The organism is Haloquadratum walsbyi J07HQW2, from assembly GCF_000415985.1.
Classification (GTDB): domain Archaea; phylum Halobacteriota; class Halobacteria; order Halobacteriales; family Haloferacaceae; genus Haloquadratum; species Haloquadratum walsbyi_B.
The window spans coordinates 740,732-760,567 of sequence record NZ_KE356561.1 but is presented as its reverse complement, the minus strand read 5'-3'; the positions used below and the strand labels follow the sequence as shown (position 1 = coordinate 760,567).

Sequence of the window (19,836 nt, the reverse complement as noted above, 5' to 3'; positions counted from 1 at the left end):
AACTCGCTGTGTGCAGCAATTGAAGCAGATGAGAGATGAGGGTTTATTTCAGACTCGTAGACCGGCAAATGAGGTCTAGGCAGATATAGCTAAGCTGATACACCATGTGATTGAGCACGTATATTGATTATCTGGATTATACCATTGAAGTCAAAATGAATCAACACTTCACTTCATTCCGTTATTCTCGATGCCCGGTTGTATCTGATAGCTATTGTCTTCAGATTTCTATCAATAATGAATCATATGAATCGCGTCTACTGAGTTTGTTGCGCCAAGTTGAAAATATGGCGTCGCTAAAAGATATTCAGTATCAACTGATGACGAAGGGAAACTACGATCACGCTGCCGTTGAAACACACTGGCAAGCCGCGTGGGATGACGCAGACACCTACCGGACACCAGATGATCCATCAGACCTCACCTACGTCTTGGGTATGTATCCATATCCTTCCGGAAAATTACATATGGGGCATGTCCGAAATTACACCATTACCGATGCATACGCTCGATATCGCCGGATGCGTGGAGATGATGTTCTTCACCCGATGGGATGGGACGCATTTGGTCTTCCTGCAGAAAACGCTGCAAAAGAGCGCGATACCAACCCTCGTGATTGGACGTATGATTGTATTGAGACGATGCGTGAGCAGATGGACTCCATGGGATTTGGATATGACTGGGATCGCGAAATCACGACCTGTGATCCAGAGTACTACCAGTGGAATCAATATTTCTTCCGTGAGTTCTATGACGCTGGAATCGTTGAGCGACGAGATGCCGATGTCAATTGGTGTCCATCGTGTGAAACCGTCCTTGCCGATGAACAAGTCGAAGGCGAGGCTGAGTTGTGCTGGCGATGTGATACCGCGGTTGAACAGCGTGAGTTGGCACAGTGGTTTCTAAAAATCACTGAGTGGGCTGATGAGCTTATTGATGACATTGACCGGCTTGAGGGGTGGCCGAACAATGTAAAACAGATGCAACGAAATTGGATCGGTCGACAATACGGGACGTTGCTGCCGTTTGAAATCGATGGGTACGGCACGATCGAGGCATTTACCACGCGTGCAGACACGATTCATGGTGCGACATTCTTTGCAGTTGCGACCGATCACCCGATTGCAGATGATCTACGGGCAGAGGACCCATCTATTGAGACATTCATCACAGATGAGGCTGATCCTGATGGTGATGAGCCAAACGGTGTTGCAACCGGATTGACCGCCACAAACCCCGTTACTGGTGATGAAATTCCAGTGTATATTGCTGATTTTGTTCTTTCCGATGTTGGAACGGGCGCATTGATGGGTGTTCCAGCACATGATGAACGCGATCATGCGTTTGCAACAGCGATGGACATTGATATCACACCCGTTGTCGCTCCCGACACAACTGATGATAATACTCCAAGTACTCCGGATATTTCTGAAACGGCATATACCGACGACGGCGTCGTTATTAATTCTGGGCAGTACACAGGACTCGACAGTGAGACCGCACGCGAAGAGATTACAACCGACACCACTGGAGCTGAATTAGATACACAGTATCGACTTCGTGATTGGGGTATCTCTCGACAACGATACTGGGGGACGCCGATTCCGGTTGTCTACTGTGATGAGTGCGGTCCAGTGCTTGTTCCCGAAGAGAATCTTCCTGTTGAGCTTCCATCGTTTATTAATACAACTGGAAACCCACTTGAGGCTGCAACTGACTGGAAGGAGACAACCTGTCCTGAGTGTGATGCTGCAGCGACTCGAGAAACAGATACGATGGACACCTTCGTTGACTCTTCATGGTATTTCCTCCGATATATTTCACCAGATGTCGAGACTGAACCCTTCGATCTCGAGCGAGCGAATCAATGGATGCCGGTCGATCAGTACGTTGGTGGGATTGAACATGCGGTCATGCATCTGTTGTACTCACGATTCTTTACGAAGGTGTTAGCTGAGAACGATTGTCTCGAAGCCACCGAACCGTTTGATAACTTATTAGCTCAGGGAATGGTTCAATTAAATGGTGAGAAAATGTCAAAATCAAAGGGTAATACTGTCTCACCACAGCGAATCGTTGAAGAATACGGTGCTGACACCGCTCGATTATTCATGATGCAAGCAGCACAACCTGAGCGTGATTTTGATTGGTCAGAAGAGGGTGTTCGTTCGACCAATCAGCTGTTGACACGACTTATTGAGCTTGTTGATGCAATCGCTGAGACAAAACCCGACAGAGCAGTGCTTGCGCGCGACGATACGTCCACTCAGTTGTCGACATTGAACACTGAAACCGCATTTGCGGATGAACGCACACCGATTGCATCATACATTGACGCTGAAATTGATGCCGCTATTGCGATTACGACTCAAGAGTATGATGAGCTATCTTTTAGTGTTGCTCTGCGGGAGGCACGGGATCTTGTACAAACCCTGAGACAGTACCGTAATTATACGACACCACATGCTGACACATATCGCCGTGGCATTGAGACTGTTATTCGACTGCTCGCCCCGGTCGCACCACATCTAACCGAAGAACTGTATTCAGCACTTGATCATGATGAATTTATTACCGATGCATCATGGCCACAGACGGATGTTGAGTATGACGTCGTTACAAAACGACGTGCACTTGTTGAGGATACCCGAGAGGATGTTCGTCAAATCATCACCGTTGCTGATATCGATGATCCAGAGGCAATCACAATCGTTGTTTCACCAGCATGGAAATACACCGCACTGACAACCGCAATCGAAAGCGATGCTGAAAATCTCATATCGGAATTGATGCAAAATCCAACTATGCGTGAACAGGGTGATGCAGCTGCTGAGTATGGACAGCAGTTACAAAATGAGCGTGAGGCATTGGCGACAACGCTCCCACCAGAGCGTGAGTATGAAACACTCCATGCGGCAACATGGCTCATTGAGCGCGAGTTTGAGGCCCCTGTTACTGTCGTCCATGCCGAAGATGCCCCGGCAGATGTCGCACGACAAGCTGAACCTGGTCGTCCAGCGATCGATATCGATGAGTAGTATTAGTATGTCCTTATCCTGTATTTCTATCTGCCTATGTGGTAGTGCACAGCCGTACCCTAGGGCATGTTACTGACTGTCGACATCTTCAATCAGCTCAATAAATCGTTGTCGTGAGTCTGTGAGATGTGCGGCGTCATCAGTGAACACTTCAATTGTTGCCGTTGCTTCAGGAACGAACTCCTGCAGAAGCGACCCAATGTCAGCCATTGCAACGTCACCGCTACCGACTGGAATATGTGTATCGCCACGATGTCGACCATCGTGAACGTGGAGGTGTTCAACAATATCACCATACTGTGTGAGCAGTGTTCGTATGCCACTTACCCCTGCTTCGAGATATGCGTACCCAATATCAAGACAAATTGCACCATCGACATCATCAATTGTCGCTCCCACGCGGTCAAGTGCGAGGTCACCAGCATACCCAGTTGTTTCAAAACAGACGGTGACATCATGCGTATGTCCAATTTCAACGAGGCTACGTAGTTGCTCATGAAATTGCTCCGAGCTCGGAGCAATTCCACGACGTGTCGGATGTGCTACAGCGGTTGTTGCGCCAAGAGCACTTGCTGTCTCTAACACAGAATCAATATATGAGAGTGTCGCAGAGTCGATTGTATCTACGGCGGTTGCGAGCGGCTGATAATATGGGAGATGTACGGTGACATCAAGATTTCGTTTGTGAAGCCGTTCTGAAACCGAATTAACATTAATTTCTCCAATCGGTTGTTCACCCTCACCAAGTCCGATTTCGACGTACTCAAAAGCGTCTGGAATAGTTTCGATGCGGTCAAGATATGGACCAATCGAGACACCAACATGCATAGCTATCTATATGTTTAGAGACGAGCGCAATAGTTGATGCGACCGCTCGTCATTATCTGGGATCATAATAACGATAGTAACTAAACTTACTCACTCGTGTCTGTGTCTGTCTCGGTTGCTGGTGGTGAATCGATAAGGACAACCGCCTCACCATCAATGACAGTAGTCCCCTCCGCTGTTTGCACTGTCGTGTTGAGTCGATATCGATCACCGTCAAGCGTTTCAATAATACTAACAGTTGCCTCAACAGTCGTTCCAATATCGACAGGGCGCTCAAAATCAAGATCCTGTGACAGGTATACGATCATCCCGGGGAGACGCGCAAGTGCAGAGCTAATTAATCCAGACGCCAATGTGCCATGGACAATTCGGCGACCAAACCGGGTATCTGAGGCGAATTCATCATCAAGATGAAGTCGATTCGTGTCACCACTGATATCTGCAAATGCGTGAACATCACTATCAGTCAATTCTTTTCTGAATACTACCTCACTACCAACGCCGAGTTCTTCAACTGTGTCAACTGATTGAACCGTTGTCCATGAAGACTTACTGTAAGCGATTGAGTCATCACCGGACTCTCGATCAGTCGATTCTGCTGGATCCATCGATTGTGACCACAACTCACGATTGGCTTCAGCAATATTTGAGTACATTTGAGCCATATTCTTTGAAACAGCTGTTGATGACTCTAACCACGCAGTCGCTATTCCTTCGAATGAGTCAGTCATTGATGACTGATCAGATGCCATATCAGGCTAGATGTAATCATCATTGATAGCAGTTGTGAATTAATCATAAAATGCCAATCGACGGAACTGAAAGTATATCTGAAACATACAAAACCAACAAATGGTACTCAGTGGTAACAAATGGTAATAATAACAAGATTTATCATCTCAAGCCGAGTATGTAAAACTGAGATGACAGACGATTCGGATGATGAGACGCCCATCTGGTCGCCGGCGGCTGTTGCAAAACAGTTTCAGGAAGCAACACAGAATGCGACACAGAGCCAGCAGGAACTATTCGAGCAGTTCATGCAGAGTAATATGAACGCTGGCGGACTCGGTGATTTCTCACAGTTGAGTGCCATGAGTATGGGAACAGCGATGTTCAAAACACGCGTCCAAAGCGGTGGGCGTATTTCGATCCCCGATGCGGAGCGAGAAGCACTTGACATTGAGGAGGGCGACATTGTCCAAACGGTTGTCATCCCAATCAAACGAAATCGGTGATTTACAATGAATACAGATCAAAATCCACTCAGCAGTATGTTCGAGATGCAACGCACGTACATGGAAGCAAGTCGCGAAGCGGTAACCCAGTCGATTGAATTTCAGAAAGAAGCTGCCGAGGCAGTTATTGAAAGTTTTGAACCAACTGCAAGTGCTCAGCAAGATAGTGTTGAGATGACTCGTCGTGCATTTCACACTGCTATTGATGGAATGGAGCCTGGACTTCCAGACGACACCACTGAGGAACTTCGAAGTGCTATCGATGATCAATACGATGCATTAGTTGATGTGCACGGTGAAACGTGGGAGTCACTCGAGGATTCGGCAGAAGACGCAATTGACGGCTATGATGAACTCGCTGAGACACAGGCGGAGATGGTCGATGAGATGTATGAGATGATGTCTCAGGCGATGACAAACGCAGAGTCAATGAGTGACGGCACACCGGTGCCGATCTCCATGGACGAGTAAGACTCGGATTTATATTCATTACTACTACACTGTCTATGTGATAATACGACTCATGTAGATAGTGCGAAAATTATTATATATTTTATAACGCTATTTTTCAATCTATTATGGAGATCCGAAACGAAACCCAAACACTGACACTACGTGGGTACGATAACATACATAAATAACAATGAGCAATAATACAGGAGATCCCGCAGAGATGATGGGGACCGAAATGATGGAATCGATGTTCGAACAGTTTTCAGAAGCATACACCGACACACTCAAACGTAACATGGACGCACAGTCTGAGTTTGCGGACATGATGTTGGATTCAGCCGATGAGATGTTTTCTGAGGAGCAATTCGATGATGCCTCAGAAGGTGCTGCACAAGCGTATGAGTCCTGGATGGAGGCTGCAGAATCCTCATATGAACGGATGGGAGATATAATTGAGGGTGAAGACGTCGACCCGACAGAATTCCGTGATATTTGGCTGAATACCGCAAATGAGGCGTTCAAAGAGTCGATGTCAACAACCGCATTTGCAGCAATGACCGGTCAAAATCTCGATAGCGTTCTTGATTTCCAACAACAGATGAATGACACGGCTGAGGACACGCTTCACGGGATGGGATTTGCGACAACCGGCGATATTCGTGAGGTCGGTGAACGACTTGTGGAGGTTGAACGACGACAGCAATCAATTGAATCAAAACTAGATCAGCTTATTGATCAGACATGAATCCGTTCACATACCCACTTGACGCACAACGAAACTTCATCAACTCAATGACTGAGACAACTGAGTCGATGCAAGCACTTCCAGAAAGCCTGGAGACGATGGCAACTATCGAGGTTGGTGAAACGCCAAGTAACGTCGTCTATGAGGAAAATAAGCTTGAATTACTTCGATATGATGCTGAAGCAGCAGGCATCGACGCAGAAGAAAACCACGACGTACCAATTCTTATTGTTTATGCGTTGATCAATCGACCATATATTCTCGATCTTCAAGCTGATCGATCTGTTGTTCGGCGGCTACTTGAAGCAGGTTTTGATGTGTATCTGATTGATTGGGGTGAGCCATCGCTACTTGATCAGGCATTATCTCTTGATGATTATGTCAACCGATATATCGACAACTGTGTTGACGCAGTCACTGATCAATCAAACGTAGATTCAATTAATCTACTGGGATACTGTATGGGCGGGACAATGAGTGTCATGTACAGTGCCATTAATCCCGAGAAAGTTCGCAATCTTGGATTGATGGCAGCAGGACTTTGCTTTGCTGGAACTGGTGGCATTCTTGAAGAATGGGGCGATGATGAGTATTATTCCCCACAGGACGTCACTGATGCCTTCGGGAATGTCCCCGCAGAGTTCCTTGATACTGGATTTGCTCTGATGGATCCTGTTAATAATTATATTACAAAATACACGACGCTGTACGACAAACTCGATGATCAGGACTTCGTTGAGAATTTCTCACGAATGGAACGGTGGCTCTCTGATGGAATTGATGTTGCAGGAACGGCATATGTCGAGTTTCTTGAAAAGATCTACCAGGAAAATCAACTCTATCGTGATACACTTGAACTCGGTGGCGAGTCAGTCGAATTATCTGAATTGGATATGCCAGTGTTGCAAGTGATGGGCGAGTATGACCATCTCATCCCACCGGAAGCGTCTCGACCGTTTAATGACGTCATTCCGAGTTCGGATACCGAAATTATGGAGGCATCAACCGGACATATCGGATTATCTGTCTCAAGTAGCTCACACGCCGAACTTTGGCCAGATGTTGCTGGATGGTTTGCTGAGCGTTCAGCCGTTGAGTCAGCTTCAAGTCTCTCAACAGATGGGGCAACGGAAGTTGTTGATGATACTGCTGTTGAGATTCCTGTTGGTGACGATACCGACTCTAATGAGGGTGAGAGGAGCACAGAGCAAGCAGACACGACGACTGAGTCTGCAGAAAAACCTGAATTAGAATCAATTCAGGGCATTGGACCGGCATACAGTGAGCAGTTGGAGGATGCAGGCATTGAGACGGTTGCCGGTCTTGCCGCAGCTGATCCTGACACGCTCGCTGAGACAATCGAGGTTAGTGCATCACGGCTTCGTGAGTGGAGTGAGCGTGCGAGTGAGGTGACCGAGCAATAATCTCAATCACGATAGATACTAACTACTCGAGCATCTGTATGAGTGGAAAATAATCCTAATATGGTATAATATATCGATATGTGATTATCAGCAAATCCTTCTATACCTACCAAAATATTATCAATGTAGTATCATAATATGGATTATCTGCTGGGCAGATCACTGAACAGCAGGACTATCATAATGATGAACCTCGAAAATAGAACCTGCGTTATTACGGGTGCATCGCGGGGCATTGGTCGTGGCATTGCTGAGGAACTGGCTGGTGAGGAGGTCAATGTAGCGGTTAACTACCGATCATCACAGGCAGAAGCAAATGATGTCGTTGAGACGATTCGTGATGCCGGTGGTACTGCGATTACCGCTCAGGCAGATGTCACCGATTTTTCAGCAATCAAATCTATGCGGGACCATGTCCATGATGAATTTGGGTCAATTGATATTTTGATTAATAATGCCGGCATTACCAAGGACACGACATTTGAGAAGATGACGCCCGATCAGTGGAAGTCGGTCATTGATGTGAACCTCAACGGGACGTTTAATGCAACAAAAGCTTTCTTCAGCGATATCAAATCATCAGACCAAGGACGATTAATCAATATCTCTTCAATCGTCGGAAAACAGGGTAACTTTGGGCAGGCAAACTATGCAACCTCAAAGTCAGGCATTTTTGGATTCACGCGCACGCTCGCACTTGAACTTGCGCCATCAGGGTCAACAGCAAATTCAGTTGCACCAGGGTTTACCAAAACCGATATGCTTGCAGATGTGCCTGATACTGTCAAAGATTCAATTCGAGATGATATCCCAATGAGTCGGTTTGGTGATGTTCAAGATATCTCGCACGTGGTGAAGTTCCTCGCAAGTGGAGAAGCATCATATATCTCAGGTGAGGTTATCGATGTGAACGGTGCTATGGATCTTTAGTTCAATTGACACCATACGCTCCTCTTGATGATGAGCATTAACTGAATAAATATACTTTATTCACCAGCGGTGACGGCGAATACCACGGGTTTTGATCCAGAGGTGATTCATTATTCCGTATTTCTGCCTGCCGTCTTGATTCCTAATATCACGTATTTAACCGTTCGTCTCAAATCTTAAAAGATGAAAATGAAACAATTCCTGCAAGTAATGATGACGTATTATTTTCCAGCCGGAACGAACGTCACGACCGGTTCGCCTGTTTTTGTCGCGTCACCGAGTTGGACTGTAACATCAAGCCCGTGCGTGATATCATTATCATCAATACCAACGAGTTGTCCTGTCAACTGCACCTGTCCATAATCGACGATCACGACATTATACGGAGCGTCTTCGCTGAACCGTGGAGTCGGGACATGGACCTTTGTGTGTGCAACGACTTCCCCTGCATCGGGGAGTGACACTTCTTCAATATCAGTTGAACCACAGTGTGGGCATACACGTCGTGGTGGCAATGACCCATGCTCATTTTCGCACTCGAGATAGTAGCCATCACCCGCATCAATTGCCTCGAGTAATTCATCGTATCCAGCATCGCCAACATCACTCATTGGTCCACCTCCAAGACATGAACAACAGTACTTGCTACGGTTCCACCAGCATTATGTGTTATTCCGACAGAGGAATCTGAGACATACTCGCTGTTATGATGGTCACCGCGTAACAGTCGTGTCATTTCTGCAATCTGTGCGGCACCTGTTGCTCCGACAGGATGTCCTTTTGCTTTAAGCCCACCAGAGAGGTTGACTGGGATGTCGCCCTCAGGAAGCGTATCACCACGACGTGCAGCGTTGATCCCATCGCCGTGATCAAAGATTCCCATTGATTCGAGTGCGAGGACCTCTGCAATTGTGAAGCAATCATGTACCTCTGCGAGATCAACATCAGCAGGTCCAATCGTTGCATCGTCAAAGGCTTCATTTGCGGCGTTCGTTGCCGCTGGCGTCTGTGTAAGATACTCGCGGTCCTGGAGTGCGAGATTATCTGAACCCTGCCCGGATCCTGTCACGCGGACGTCAATATCGAGATTATTATTTGCAGCATACTCCTCACTGACAATGACCGCTGCCGCGGCTCCATCGGTCACTGGACACGCATCATAGAGATGTAACGGTTCTGCTACCGGTGGCGCATCGAGAGCGTCATCAATATCAATTTCATATTGGAACTGTGCAAATTCATTATCAACGGCATTTGCGTGATTCTTCTGTGCGATATACGCTAGATCTTCTCTTGACCCACCATATTCCTCAAAATACGCATCTGCCATCAGGGCATACGCACCAGGGAAAGTCATTCCAACACGAACCTCATACAGATCATCCGCGGCGAGCGCGAGTGATGCCGTCGTCTCGGCAGTCCCAAGATTATTCATTCGCTCGGCACCTCCGACGATCACTGCGTCGGACTCACCAGAGCGAACGTTCTTGACAGCTTCACGCACAGCAACACCTGAAGATGCACACGCACTTTCAATCCGTGTTGCAGGGGCATCAATACCGAGCGCCTCTGCTGAGATTGGTCCCATATGACCTTGATCCTCAGAGACCTCACCGATGAAATTCCCATAAAAAACACTTTCAATATCGTCCGAGTCAACTCCGGCGTCATCAAGAGCCGTGAGACCGGCTTCTGCAAACATGTCTCGAGTTGTGCGTTCAGGATGCTTCCCAAAGTGTGTGAGTCCGACGCCTGCGACCTGTGGATGACCCATAATAAACATATTATTGAGATTCGATAAAAAGACTGCGTAAATTTTACTTCTTTATTATCTGAATGATGCTATCGGTGAGATATGAATAGCTTTAATTTAGTGACATTTGATACATATAATACATTTTATTTGCTGCTCCTTGATTAATTATTCTGCGATTGTTTCGATTCATATCGATACATGCTAATAAATCACAGAAAGTAGAAGTTAGCCGCTTGATTCCATATCACAGACAAAATGCATTATCAACGAGACTCCGTTGCTATTGAATAGTTGTTAGTTTACTTCCTCAAAAATGGTAAAATTATTATATCCAAGCACAAGATTACTAAATCAGATATGGCACATATCCATCTTGGCGAGGGCTCATTCCCCCTGTGGGCACTAATCGTATGGACAACACTTGGCGTAACATTAGTCAGTCTAGTTGTCTATCGGATTCGTAAGGGTGGAATAAAGACTCATCAGATTGCTCTTGCTGGAATTGGAGCAGCAGCAAGTTTCGCAATTTTTCAACTGAACATCCCTGTATGGGGTGGTATCCATATGAACCTCACCGGTCTCGTCGGTATTCTTGCCGGACCACTGCTTGGCACACTCATTGCTCTTGTCGTCAATATTTTCTCGGCAGCGTTGGGTCACGGTGCTGTCGGCCTGCTCGGAGCAAATACGCTGATCAACGCTTCTGAGGCTATCGTTGCATACTACATATTCAGGACGTTGCTTCGGATGGATTGGGATAGCTTCCCTGCCAGTGCCAGCGCAGCAACTATCGGTCTTTCAGCTGGAGCAATCCTGATGGGCGTAATTATTATTATTAGCGGCGTCAACGGGAGTACATTACCGCGCAGTGACCTAACAATCGCAGTCGGTGGGCTGGTCGGTCTCAATCTTGGTGTGGCAGTCGTCGAAGGGGTTTTAACAGGATTTATTATCCAATTTCTTGCCTCGGTCCGACCTGATCTCATTGGTCTTGCCGACCGCACTACGACTGAGGAATCCGCTGGGGTGACAGCCTAATGAACCGCTGGAAACAGTATGGTGGGCTTGCTGGATTATGTGCATTTTGCCTTGTTGCTGGTCTGTGGGGGTTTACTTCAACTGGTGGCTCACTTCCGTGGGCTAAACGCTCTGCACAGGCACTCCAACGCGGTGCACGAGAGGGCAGCGGTGCACTCATTGATCTTAGTCGGGGAGTACTTGTCGCTGGTCCGATCCGCAAAGGTGGTATGATGCTCGAGTTCTTCGGCGTTGTTGTGTTGATGATTGTCTTTGCTATTGGGTTATATGTATATGCGAGTCGGTATCGTGAACTCGAGGACTCTGAACGCACAGCTCAGTAATCGTGACAACGCTTTCAAACCACGTTCCAGACCCACGGCTCATTACTGCGTATGCCGAACATCAAGAAGGACCCCTACACCGCGTGAATCCCTGGACAAAGGTCGGCGTAGTAGGCGCCCTCGTCCTCGCAGTGACCGTTATTGACAGCCTCTTTATTCTTGCAGGGCTCTATGCTGCGACACTATTGACATATGGTGTCGCCGGATTCCCATATGGTCGACTTATGTATTGGTATACGCTACCACTGTTATTTGTCGTTTCAGTGGCGGGACCGCTAGCCTTTCTTGAACCAGGGGTAGCAGTCGGTGGAGCACTCGACACTCCCGTTGGTGAACTCTCGGTAACCTGGGCAGGTGCCTCGCTGTTCGGCGAATTAACTTGTCGGTCACTCAGTGTCGTAACGTTCACACTGACCGCAACAATGAGCACTCGATACGCTGATATCGCTTATTTGCTTGGTCGCTTGCTGCCCCGACCAATCGACCAAGTCGCATTACTCACCTATCGATTCACATTTGTCATGATTGAGACACTTGAGGATTTGGTGAAAGGTGTCCTCGCTCGTGGGGCATCTCTTTCTGAGTTCTGGGCGAACCGCCGGATCTATGCCCGAATACTTGGAATGACATTGTTGACCGCTATTGAGCGATCTGAACGGCTAGTCAAGTCGATGGAGGCTCGCGGATATAATGGTGATATCACGCTGTACGGTGATGTCTCACGACCGCCTGCTCGTGAAATTATCGGCGTTGGTGTCTGTTATATTAGTGTCGTCGTTTACGCGCTGACTGCCGTTTATGAGGTGGTCTCAATATGAGTACGGACCGTTCTGAGAGGCAGACACCACTGATTGACCTCCAGTGTGGAGCTCACACATACCCCGACGGGACTGTTGGGATGCATGATGTCGACTTCTCAGTGTATCCTGATGAGGTCGTTGCGTTCGTTGGCGGTAATGGAGCCGGCAAATCGACATTATTAGAGCACTTGAACGCTACCCTCGTTCCAGATGATGGCGAGTTGGTCGTTGATGGTACCGAAATCACCGAAGATAACAAAGGATATGCCCGGAAGGCAGTCGGATTCGTCTTCCAAAATGCCGATACACAGTTAGTGGCGCCCACAGTATTAGATGATGTCGTGTTCGGTCTCCAAAACTACGGAATAACCGGAAAGGAAGCTGAGCGCCGGGCTCGGGAAGCACTGGCGACGGTTGATGCATCACATCTTGAAGACCGTGTTCCACATTATCTCAGCGGCGGTGAGAAGCGACTCATCGGTCTTGCCGGCGTATTGGTCTTAGATCCTAGTGTGGTCGTACTTGATGAACCGCTGGCTGGTCTTGATCCTGAGCGGTCACGGTTAGTTGCTGAGCGAATCCACCAGATCCATGAGGAGGGAATCAGTGTTGTAGTATCAACTCATGACTTAGAGTTCGCCGCCGAAATTGCCAATCGTGTCTGTGTGATGGCTGATGGTAATATCATCGGGAGTGGCACACCACAGACAGCGTTCTATGATGATGAGCTATTAGAACGAGCAAATCTTCGTCCACCAACAGCGGTCCGTGTAGCGCGTGATGTTGGCGTTGATTCCGCTGTTCAGCCGGTCACAGAGGCTGATCTTGTTACAGTATTTTCTGATCGCACTCGCCCGTCTGAGACGACTCACACAGAATCACTGGATAATACCAGTATCGACTGACCGCTTCGTATACTGTTTTCTTCCGATATGTTGTGTAGTATCAAAGGCGTTTAATTGCTGTGAGTGAATTTACACATATTCAAGAAGAATGCCTGACCCTGTAGGGTCAGGATGAATTCGACATTATTTTTGCAGTCAGTCACCGATAGCAGGTTCGGATATTCCAAATTAATGCAAATTAGTAATTAGCCTTATCAACGTAGTTTATGTATGGTGAAACAGGTCGTTACCCGTACCTATACTGCTTCCATACGGAATCAGCAACAGGTGCAAGACGACCTTGATTCGCTCGGGTTCGCCGCTTCAACACTCTGGAACGTCGGACGGTGGACGTGCAGTCGCGTCTGGGATGAAATCAACTACATTCCAAAACATGACGAACTCACCGCCTACCTCAAGAATCACGAACGCTATGGTGACCTACACTCTCAGTCAAGTCAAGTCAGCGAGTCCTTCAAGAACTCGCTGAAGCGTTCAACGGTTGGTACGGTAAACGACGAAACGGAGATATGAGAGCTAACCCACCTGGCTACCGCAAACGCGGTGACAAACACCTACGAAGTACGGTCACGTTCAAAGCTGCTGGTTTTAAACTCGACACGGAGTACCAGCGTGTTCGCCTCTCACAAGGTGACAACACCAAGGACTACCGGTCGGACTTCATCCTTTGCAAGTACAAAAGTTGTCCCGATGTTGACCTCTCGACCGTGGAGAGCGTCCAACAAGTTAGAGCCGTCTGGACTGATGACGAGTGGAAACTACACATCGTCTGTAAAGTCGCAATCGAAGCTGCTGAAGCACCCGGTGAGAAGACTGTGGGCGTTGACCTTGGCATCAAGAACTTCGCCGCACTCGCTTACGAAGATGGGCATAGCGAACTCTACCCACTGAACTGTCTGAAACAAGATGACTACTACTTTAGCAAGTGCATTGCCCAGTGCGACGACTCAAACTCCAAGCAAGCTACCCGGTTGAATCAAACGAAATCGGGTCGTCGCACCCACTACTTCCACTACCCTCTCGAAACACATCGTTCAGCGATGCGTTGAGGAAGGTATTGGAACAATTGTGGTGGGTAATCTCTCCGGCATCCGTGAGGATGAAGAGAATGGTGAGTCGAAAAACTGGGGTAAACACGGTAATCTCGACCTTCACTCATGGGCGTTCGACCGTTTCACCGACTTGCTCGAATATAAGGCTGAAATGGAAGGAATCACGGTCACAAAAGTGTCTGAACGTGATACATCAAAGTCGTGTTCATGTTGTGGTCGCAAGCGTGACGCGAACCGTGTGGAACGCGGTCTGTACATGTGTGATGACTGTGACACAGTAGCGAACGCAGACGTGAATGGTGCTGAGAACATTCGGCAGAAAGTATCTTCGAGTTCACCGAGTCTGTCGGTGAATAGAAGTAACGGCTGGTTGGCACAGCCTTCGACGTTCTTGTTTGAGACCGAAACTGGTGTGTTCGCACCTCAAGGACAGGTCACGTCGTAAACCACAATATCCTAACCTAGCGGTGTGGTGCCGTGGGATTCCCGCATTTTCAGGTGCGGGAGGATGTCAATATCGACATCTTTCCTGTCCCATGCACCGTTACTGCTTGTGTGGACGAAGATGATCGTGAGCTATTGAAACAGAATCTGACGGTGGATATGACATAATATAAGCTAGTCAATCCAGTCAAGTATATGAAATGTATCACAGGCTTCCACCTATCATATTACTTATGATATCTGAAAATCAATTATCACGAACTCAACACAAACAGGATACTTTCCAGCCAGATAGGCTATTTTTCATATCTTCGGTCCAATCATTCATACTCATAGAAGCCTTTACCAGTCTTCTTTCCAAGGTCACCAGCTTCGACCTTCCGCTTAAGCAGGTATGCTGGTTTATATCGGTCACCAAATTCGTTATATAGCGTTTCTGTTGCATGCAAACAGACATCCAATCCGATGTGATCTGCGAGCGTCAGCGGTCCCATCGGGGCGTTCGTTCCGAGTGTCATCCCCTTATCTATGTCTTCTTTCGTGGCAACATCTTCATTATACGCACGAATCCCCTCATTGATCCATGGCATGAGAATTCGATTTGTCACGAAACCTGGCTTATCATCAGAAACCCATGCTTCTTTTCCAAGCGTTTCCGTAAATGAGCGAGCGAGTGTCAAAACATCATCAGCAGTCTTCTCCCCTGCAACGAGTTCAACACCATCCATCACAGGAACGGGATTCATAAAATGAATACCAATAACACGCTCAGGGTATTTCGTCACACTCGCGATACTGGTAATCGATAGCGTGCTTGTATTTGTCGCAAGAATGGCATCCTCACTTGTCATTGCATCAAGATCACTGAAGATATCCTGTTTAATATCCATATCTTCGACGGCTGCCTCAACAATGAGATCACATGCTGTAAGATCATCGAGTGTCGTCGTCCCACTGATGCGCTCTTGTATCATTGCTGCCTCATTTTCGCTCCGGCGCTCAGCTTCGACATCCCGGTCAACTCGATCAGCGATTGCTGCAAGTCCATCTTCAACGTATTTAGTTTCAATATCTCGCAGGATCACGTCATATCCTGTCGCTGCTGCAACCTGTGCGATCCCACTACCCATTGTTCCTGCTCCAACGACGCCGACCTGCTCGACAGATTCAATATCACGTGTCATCAAACGGGCGTCAGTCTAGTACTCACCTAATCTTTTCGCTTATGAAACAAGTCAGGGTCTAATAATTAATTACGTATCAAGTACGCTTACTACAGATGTCAATTCACCCTACGTGCCTGCCCTGATACTGTCTCAGCTTCAAAAATAATACAGCAATAGTTAGTAATATTGAACGTGAGTCTTCGATTCGATAACTGCATGTCTATAGTATGTGACAGTTTACCATTCAGATATGAATACAAACGTATCATTTTCATCTTGTCGAGTTAATGATTGAGTTTCGATGTTTGACAGTTAATTAAACTATTTATTAGACAAAAAATACACATTGCACTCAGGAACGCACTCTATGCAAATAGATCAATCATAAATTCGCGATTATACACATCAGAAGTTAGCATATTCATTGCTACTCGCCGCGCAGCATCTGATTGTAGGTAGCCTTTACTCTCATATATACCCAATATGGTACTACCTAAATTGGAGTTACCAAAACATACAAACTACTCGCACTCCTATATTAGGATGTAAATGAACGCAATTGAAGTCGCCGAGCAAGCTGCTGAACTGGAAGAAGAAAGCGAGGAGTCTGTCGAATCTATTCGGACAGACTCATTCAGTCTTGAAGTGATGCGATTTGAACCAGGCGATGAGGATCCATTGCACGCACACGCAGAAGAAGAAATCTACCATGTCACATCTGGTGCCGGAAAAATCAATGTTGAAGGAGATGTCAGTCCGGTCTCCCAAGGTGATGTGATCCATCTCGAACCGGGCACCGATCATCAGTTCCTCGAATTTGAGGATGAGCTAGTCATGTCAGTCCTTTACGCACCTGCAAAAGGATCGAATAATTAATTCGGTAGCGATTACGGTGGCACGTAGAAGACACGCATTGATTTAACGAGTTGTTGCATTGTGTTGCTGAATTTAGCTACTGTATGAGCATGTTTGACATCCTCCCGCGCCTGAAGACGTGGGTATTCTCCTCGTATTCTATAATACCATACACAGAGATTGTGTTATCAAATATCGGAAATCAAAATCAAGATAGTTTATGATGATACAGTGAAACTATTTTGATTTCACAGCATAATCGATTGACTTCACCGCTCAAGATCGAACTGGAGTGTCTCAGTATCGCTATTATGAGCCACCGCAGCTGGTTCAATCATCGTTTCGTTGACCGTGATACGCTCTGGGAGTGAGTATATCTCTTCAATGATCACACTTCCCGATGGCAGACCCTCTGAACACTTGATCGTAACCTCATTGTGTGAATCATCAATAACCGCGGTGATAGTTTCGGCTTCAGGAATTTCGGGATGTTGGAATGTGAACTGAGCGGATGTCTGTGTATTTTGTCTTGGATATATGTGATACTGGAGTTCTGTTGGTAGCCCATCAGTATGTGACCGTGTTGATGGATATTCTGGGATGATGCTACCAGCTCGAATGAAGAATGGAAGTTTCGACGCATCAACGGTGCGTTTCTGATGATCTGGACCGGTATAATATGTCTTACTCCAATAATCAATCCACTCGCCAGGTGGGAGGGTGATACTCACAGACCCATCTTCTGAGAGAACCGGTGCAAGAAGAAACTCTTCACCCACCATATGCTGTGTCGCTGACATTGATGAATCTATCCAGTCTTCGAATTCAACTGCCATCGGTCGCATCACCGGGATGCCGCTCGAAGCAGCCTCACATCCATAGCTAATATAATACGGAAGTAACCGATACCGAAGATTGGCAAACTTTGTAACGATTTCAGCTGCCGTGTCGCCAAATTCCCATGGTTCCCGCGGACTCTTTCCGTGAAATCGGGGATGTGAAAGGGCAAGTAGTCCCCACTGTGCCCACCGGATGTATAGTATCTTCGATGGAGTAGGCTTGTAGCCCCCAATATCACAACTCCAAAACTGGAATCCTGACATAACTAAACTCAATCCGCCACGAACACTTGCCCGAAACCCATCGAATGTCGACCGTGCGTCACCACCCCAATGGACTGGATACTGTTGAGCACCAGCCCACGCAGATCGAGACCACAGCACCGGTGGTTTATCTGTTTTCTCAAAGCCTCCTGCAACAGCCTGTTGGTACACAAGTGGATATGCATTCTTCGCGCCTGTTCCTGTGCGTCGACCGTCTGTTGTTGTCTGCGGTGGAAGATATTCACCAAAATCGGTTTTGAACACATCAACACCAGTGTCGATCAATTCGCGGTGAAGATCTTGCCACCACTCGACTGCTTCGGGATTTGAAAAATCAATAATTCCAGCGCGTGTCTGTGCGTGACTCGGTCGTCTGAAAATATACGTCCGACCCTCATGATTACGCATCAAATATCCATTTTGCTGAGCCGTCTGGAACAAGTCTGTATCCGTATTAATATATGGATACTCCCATAGCGAGAGTTTGAACCCGTCCTCATCAAGACGTGTACACATCTCCTCAGGGTCTGGGAATGACTCTGAATCAAAGGTCATCTCTGGAGAGTCAATATCCATCCATTCTGGGTCAATATGAATGACATCACATGGCACTGAGCGCTCTCGAAGTTTGGCTGCAGTGTCGAGCACTTCAGTTTGTGTTTGATACGAATTACGCGACATCCAGACACCGTATGTCCATGCGGGAAGCGAAGGCGCTCGTCCACTCAATCGAGTGTATGATGAGATAATATCCTTGAATGACGACCCAACAAAGAGAACAATCGAAAGCACTGGCGACTCAACATCGATGGCTGTTACGTCAGGCGTTGTATGCCCAAAATCAAAGGTAGTATCTGCTGCTGTTTCGACGAGCATTCCATATCCCCGATCAGAAATAAAGAATGGAATCGGGGCATACGTATCACTGCTGTTCACACCATGTGCCTGTGTTACTGAGGTTGTTATCCGCTGACCGCGCTTTTCAAATCGACTAAACTGCTCGCCAAGTCCAAAGAACGATTCCGTGGGATATGACCGTGTTGTGAACCCTGTCCGAGTCACTTCCAATGGATAATTTTCGACGACCGTCTCTTCATATCCAATTGAAGGAACGTTCAACTCACCGCGATTGTTCGTGACATCAACATCTGTATCGATGAGTTGTTTATTATCGTGGGTAACGCTAAAGCTAGCTGTCTTTGTATTGATACTGAATGACATTTCACCAGTAGCAAGTTCGATAACGCTATCATCTAAATTGACGCTTACATCTGGATGTTGGTCATATACATCATATGGGAGGGAAAGTGGGGAGCAATCTGTTGGAGATGCTTCAGGATTCGGTCGAAAAAGGATTTTGAGTGTCTGATCGTCTAGAAACCGGATCGTGAGTGGAAACTCACGGTTGGGAGTTGTGTGTTCATTTGAAACGGAGCTAACCCCACATTGAAATGTAAATGTGTCATCGAAATCCGTCGTGATGATATCGGTGAGTTCCAGCCACATTGTCAGCACACATGAAGATGGCGAGTAAATATGCATTGATGTGTGAGAACTCCCTGTGTCTCTGGTTGTTTGCATACATAATCTATTCAGAACAGGCAGATACCCTCATGAGACAATTCAATTATCATTATTCATGAGCACGTACGAGAATGGAAAATTAAGAGATAATCAACAATATGAACAAATTATGCTAACTCCTACTGACAGTAATATTTCATTAGATTATAAAAAT

At 46.9% G+C, this 19,836-nt stretch carries 17 protein-coding genes and 1 pseudogene; 12 read left to right on the top strand and 6 right to left on the bottom strand.

The features are described from left to right. Positions 1-320: 320 nt before the first annotated feature. The gene (gene leuS, locus J07HQW2_RS03495) at positions 321-3,038 is read left to right on the top strand and encodes a leucine--tRNA ligase (protein WP_048075454.1); all 2,718 of its coding nucleotides are present in this window, start codon (positions 321-323) and stop codon (positions 3,036-3,038) included. Between the two features lie 69 nt (positions 3,039-3,107). Here leuS and J07HQW2_RS03490 read toward each other — a convergent pair whose 3' ends face one another. Both J07HQW2_RS03490 and J07HQW2_RS03485 read right to left on the bottom strand, forming a co-directional pair. Continuing rightward, on the bottom strand, positions 3,108-3,866 hold the full coding sequence (locus J07HQW2_RS03490; RefSeq protein WP_021053958.1) for a sugar phosphate isomerase/epimerase family protein: 759 nt from the start codon (positions 3,864-3,866) through the stop codon (positions 3,108-3,110). 86 nt (positions 3,867-3,952) lie between these two features. After that, positions 3,953-4,618, bottom strand: a complete 666-nt coding sequence (locus J07HQW2_RS03485) for a MaoC family dehydratase (protein WP_021053957.1) — start codon at positions 4,616-4,618, stop codon at positions 3,953-3,955. A gap of 171 nt (positions 4,619-4,789) precedes the next feature. On the opposite strand from J07HQW2_RS03485, the gene J07HQW2_RS03480 reads away from it, so the two are divergent. The 5 genes from J07HQW2_RS03480 to J07HQW2_RS03460 all read left to right on the top strand — a co-directional run bounded on the left by J07HQW2_RS03480 (position 4,790) and on the right by J07HQW2_RS03460 (position 8,656). After that, positions 4,790-5,104 (top strand): AbrB/MazE/SpoVT family DNA-binding domain-containing protein, encoded by a 315-nt coding sequence (locus J07HQW2_RS03480; protein ID WP_021053956.1) that lies wholly within the window; start codon positions 4,790-4,792, stop codon positions 5,102-5,104. Positions 5,105-5,110: 6 nt separating this feature from the next. Then, positions 5,111-5,575, top strand: a complete 465-nt coding sequence (locus tag J07HQW2_RS03475; protein WP_021053955.1) for a hypothetical protein — start codon at positions 5,111-5,113, stop codon at positions 5,573-5,575. 172 nt (positions 5,576-5,747) lie between these two features. Continuing rightward, positions 5,748-6,302 carry a poly(R)-hydroxyalkanoic acid synthase subunit PhaE gene (locus tag J07HQW2_RS03470; protein ID WP_021053954.1) on the top strand — a complete coding sequence of 185 codons (555 nt, stop codon included), beginning with the start codon at positions 5,748-5,750 and terminating at the stop codon, positions 6,300-6,302. Then, positions 6,299-7,726, top strand: a complete 1,428-nt coding sequence (gene phaC, locus J07HQW2_RS03465; RefSeq protein ID WP_021053953.1) for a class III poly(R)-hydroxyalkanoic acid synthase subunit PhaC — start codon at positions 6,299-6,301, stop codon at positions 7,724-7,726. Before J07HQW2_RS03470 ends, phaC begins: the two co-directional genes overlap by 4 nt. A 186-nt stretch (positions 7,727-7,912) precedes the next feature. Beyond that, entirely contained in the window at positions 7,913-8,656 is a 744-nt protein-coding gene (locus J07HQW2_RS03460; RefSeq protein WP_021053952.1) for a beta-ketoacyl-ACP reductase, read from the top strand. A 221-nt stretch (positions 8,657-8,877) separates the two neighbouring features. On the opposite strand, the gene J07HQW2_RS03455 is transcribed toward J07HQW2_RS03460, so the two are convergent. After that, complete coding sequence (locus J07HQW2_RS03455; RefSeq protein ID WP_021053951.1) at positions 8,878-9,267, bottom strand: Zn-ribbon domain-containing OB-fold protein; 390 nt, start codon at positions 9,265-9,267, stop codon at positions 8,878-8,880. After that, entirely contained in the window at positions 9,264-10,430 is a 1,167-nt protein-coding gene (locus tag J07HQW2_RS03450) for a thiolase domain-containing protein (protein WP_021053950.1), read from the bottom strand. Before J07HQW2_RS03450 ends, J07HQW2_RS03455 begins: the two co-directional genes overlap by 4 nt. A 339-nt stretch (positions 10,431-10,769) precedes the next feature. Here J07HQW2_RS03450 and J07HQW2_RS03445 point away from each other — a divergent pair, with 339 nt between their 5' ends. The 5 genes and pseudogenes from J07HQW2_RS03445 to J07HQW2_RS03425 all read left to right on the top strand — a co-directional run bounded on the left by J07HQW2_RS03445 (position 10,770) and on the right by J07HQW2_RS03425 (position 14,975). After that, positions 10,770-11,450, top strand: coding sequence for an energy-coupling factor ABC transporter permease (locus J07HQW2_RS03445; RefSeq protein ID WP_021053949.1), 681 nt, complete (start codon positions 10,770-10,772; stop codon positions 11,448-11,450). Further along, positions 11,450-11,773, top strand: a complete 324-nt coding sequence (locus J07HQW2_RS03440; RefSeq protein WP_021053948.1) for a hypothetical protein — start codon at positions 11,450-11,452, stop codon at positions 11,771-11,773. The genes J07HQW2_RS03445 and J07HQW2_RS03440 overlap by 1 nt, the downstream gene beginning before the upstream one ends. 2 nt (positions 11,774-11,775) lie before the next feature. Continuing rightward, positions 11,776-12,591: an energy-coupling factor transporter transmembrane component T family protein gene (locus tag J07HQW2_RS03435; RefSeq protein WP_021053947.1), complete on the top strand. Its 816-nt coding sequence runs from the start codon at positions 11,776-11,778 to the stop codon at positions 12,589-12,591. Further along, on the top strand, positions 12,588-13,478 hold the full coding sequence (locus J07HQW2_RS03430) for an energy-coupling factor ABC transporter ATP-binding protein (RefSeq protein WP_021053946.1): 891 nt from the start codon (positions 12,588-12,590) through the stop codon (positions 13,476-13,478). Before J07HQW2_RS03435 ends, J07HQW2_RS03430 begins: the two co-directional genes overlap by 4 nt. A gap of 210 nt (positions 13,479-13,688) precedes the next feature. After that, positions 13,689-14,975, top strand: a pseudogene (locus J07HQW2_RS03425) (RNA-guided endonuclease InsQ/TnpB family protein). A gap of 319 nt (positions 14,976-15,294) precedes the next feature. Here J07HQW2_RS03425 and J07HQW2_RS03420 read toward each other — a convergent pair. Then, entirely contained in the window at positions 15,295-16,158 is an 864-nt protein-coding gene (locus tag J07HQW2_RS03420; protein ID WP_021053941.1) for a 3-hydroxyacyl-CoA dehydrogenase family protein, read from the bottom strand. Between the two features lie 531 nt (positions 16,159-16,689). On the opposite strand from J07HQW2_RS03420, the gene J07HQW2_RS03415 reads away from it, so the two are divergent. Next, positions 16,690-17,016: a cupin domain-containing protein gene (locus tag J07HQW2_RS03415; RefSeq protein ID WP_021053940.1), complete on the top strand. Its 327-nt coding sequence runs from the start codon at positions 16,690-16,692 to the stop codon at positions 17,014-17,016. Between the two features lie 248 nt (positions 17,017-17,264). On the opposite strand, the gene J07HQW2_RS03410 is transcribed toward J07HQW2_RS03415, so the two are convergent. Further along, positions 17,265-19,604, bottom strand: coding sequence for a glycoside hydrolase family 31 protein (locus tag J07HQW2_RS03410; RefSeq protein ID WP_021053939.1), 2,340 nt, complete (start codon positions 19,602-19,604; stop codon positions 17,265-17,267). Between the last annotated feature and the right edge of the window lie 232 nt (positions 19,605-19,836).

Bases quoted from the DNA above. Each gene is read 5' to 3' on its own strand.
- J07HQW2_RS03475 (WP_021053955.1), top strand. From the start codon at position 5,111: ATGAATACAGATCAAAATCCACTCAGCAGTATGTTCGAGATGCAACGC.
- J07HQW2_RS03455 (WP_021053951.1), bottom strand. From the start codon at position 9,267: ATGAGTGATGTTGGCGATGCTGGATACGATGAATTACTCGAGGCAATT.
- J07HQW2_RS03460 (WP_021053952.1), top strand. From the start codon at position 7,913: ATGAACCTCGAAAATAGAACCTGCGTTATTACGGGTGCATCGCGGGGC.
- phaC (WP_021053953.1), top strand. From the start codon at position 6,299: ATGAATCCGTTCACATACCCACTTGACGCACAACGAAACTTCATCAAC.
- J07HQW2_RS03485 (WP_021053957.1), bottom strand. From the start codon at position 4,618: ATGGCATCTGATCAGTCATCAATGACTGACTCATTCGAAGGAATAGCG.
- J07HQW2_RS03430 (WP_021053946.1), top strand. From the start codon at position 12,588: ATGAGTACGGACCGTTCTGAGAGGCAGACACCACTGATTGACCTCCAG.
- leuS (WP_048075454.1), top strand. From the start codon at position 321: ATGACGAAGGGAAACTACGATCACGCTGCCGTTGAAACACACTGGCAA.
- J07HQW2_RS03410 (WP_021053939.1), bottom strand. From the start codon at position 19,604: ATGTGGCTGGAACTCACCGATATCATCACGACGGATTTCGATGACACA.
- J07HQW2_RS03490 (WP_021053958.1), bottom strand. From the start codon at position 3,866: ATGCATGTTGGTGTCTCGATTGGTCCATATCTTGACCGCATCGAAACT.
- J07HQW2_RS03440 (WP_021053948.1), top strand. From the start codon at position 11,450: ATGAACCGCTGGAAACAGTATGGTGGGCTTGCTGGATTATGTGCATTT.
- J07HQW2_RS03445 (WP_021053949.1), top strand. From the start codon at position 10,770: ATGGCACATATCCATCTTGGCGAGGGCTCATTCCCCCTGTGGGCACTA.
- J07HQW2_RS03450 (WP_021053950.1), bottom strand. From the start codon at position 10,430: ATGGGTCATCCACAGGTCGCAGGCGTCGGACTCACACACTTTGGGAAG.
- J07HQW2_RS03470 (WP_021053954.1), top strand. From the start codon at position 5,748: ATGAGCAATAATACAGGAGATCCCGCAGAGATGATGGGGACCGAAATG.
- J07HQW2_RS03415 (WP_021053940.1), top strand. From the start codon at position 16,690: ATGAACGCAATTGAAGTCGCCGAGCAAGCTGCTGAACTGGAAGAAGAA.
- J07HQW2_RS03480 (WP_021053956.1), top strand. From the start codon at position 4,790: ATGACAGACGATTCGGATGATGAGACGCCCATCTGGTCGCCGGCGGCT.
- J07HQW2_RS03420 (WP_021053941.1), bottom strand. From the start codon at position 16,158: ATGACACGTGATATTGAATCTGTCGAGCAGGTCGGCGTCGTTGGAGCA.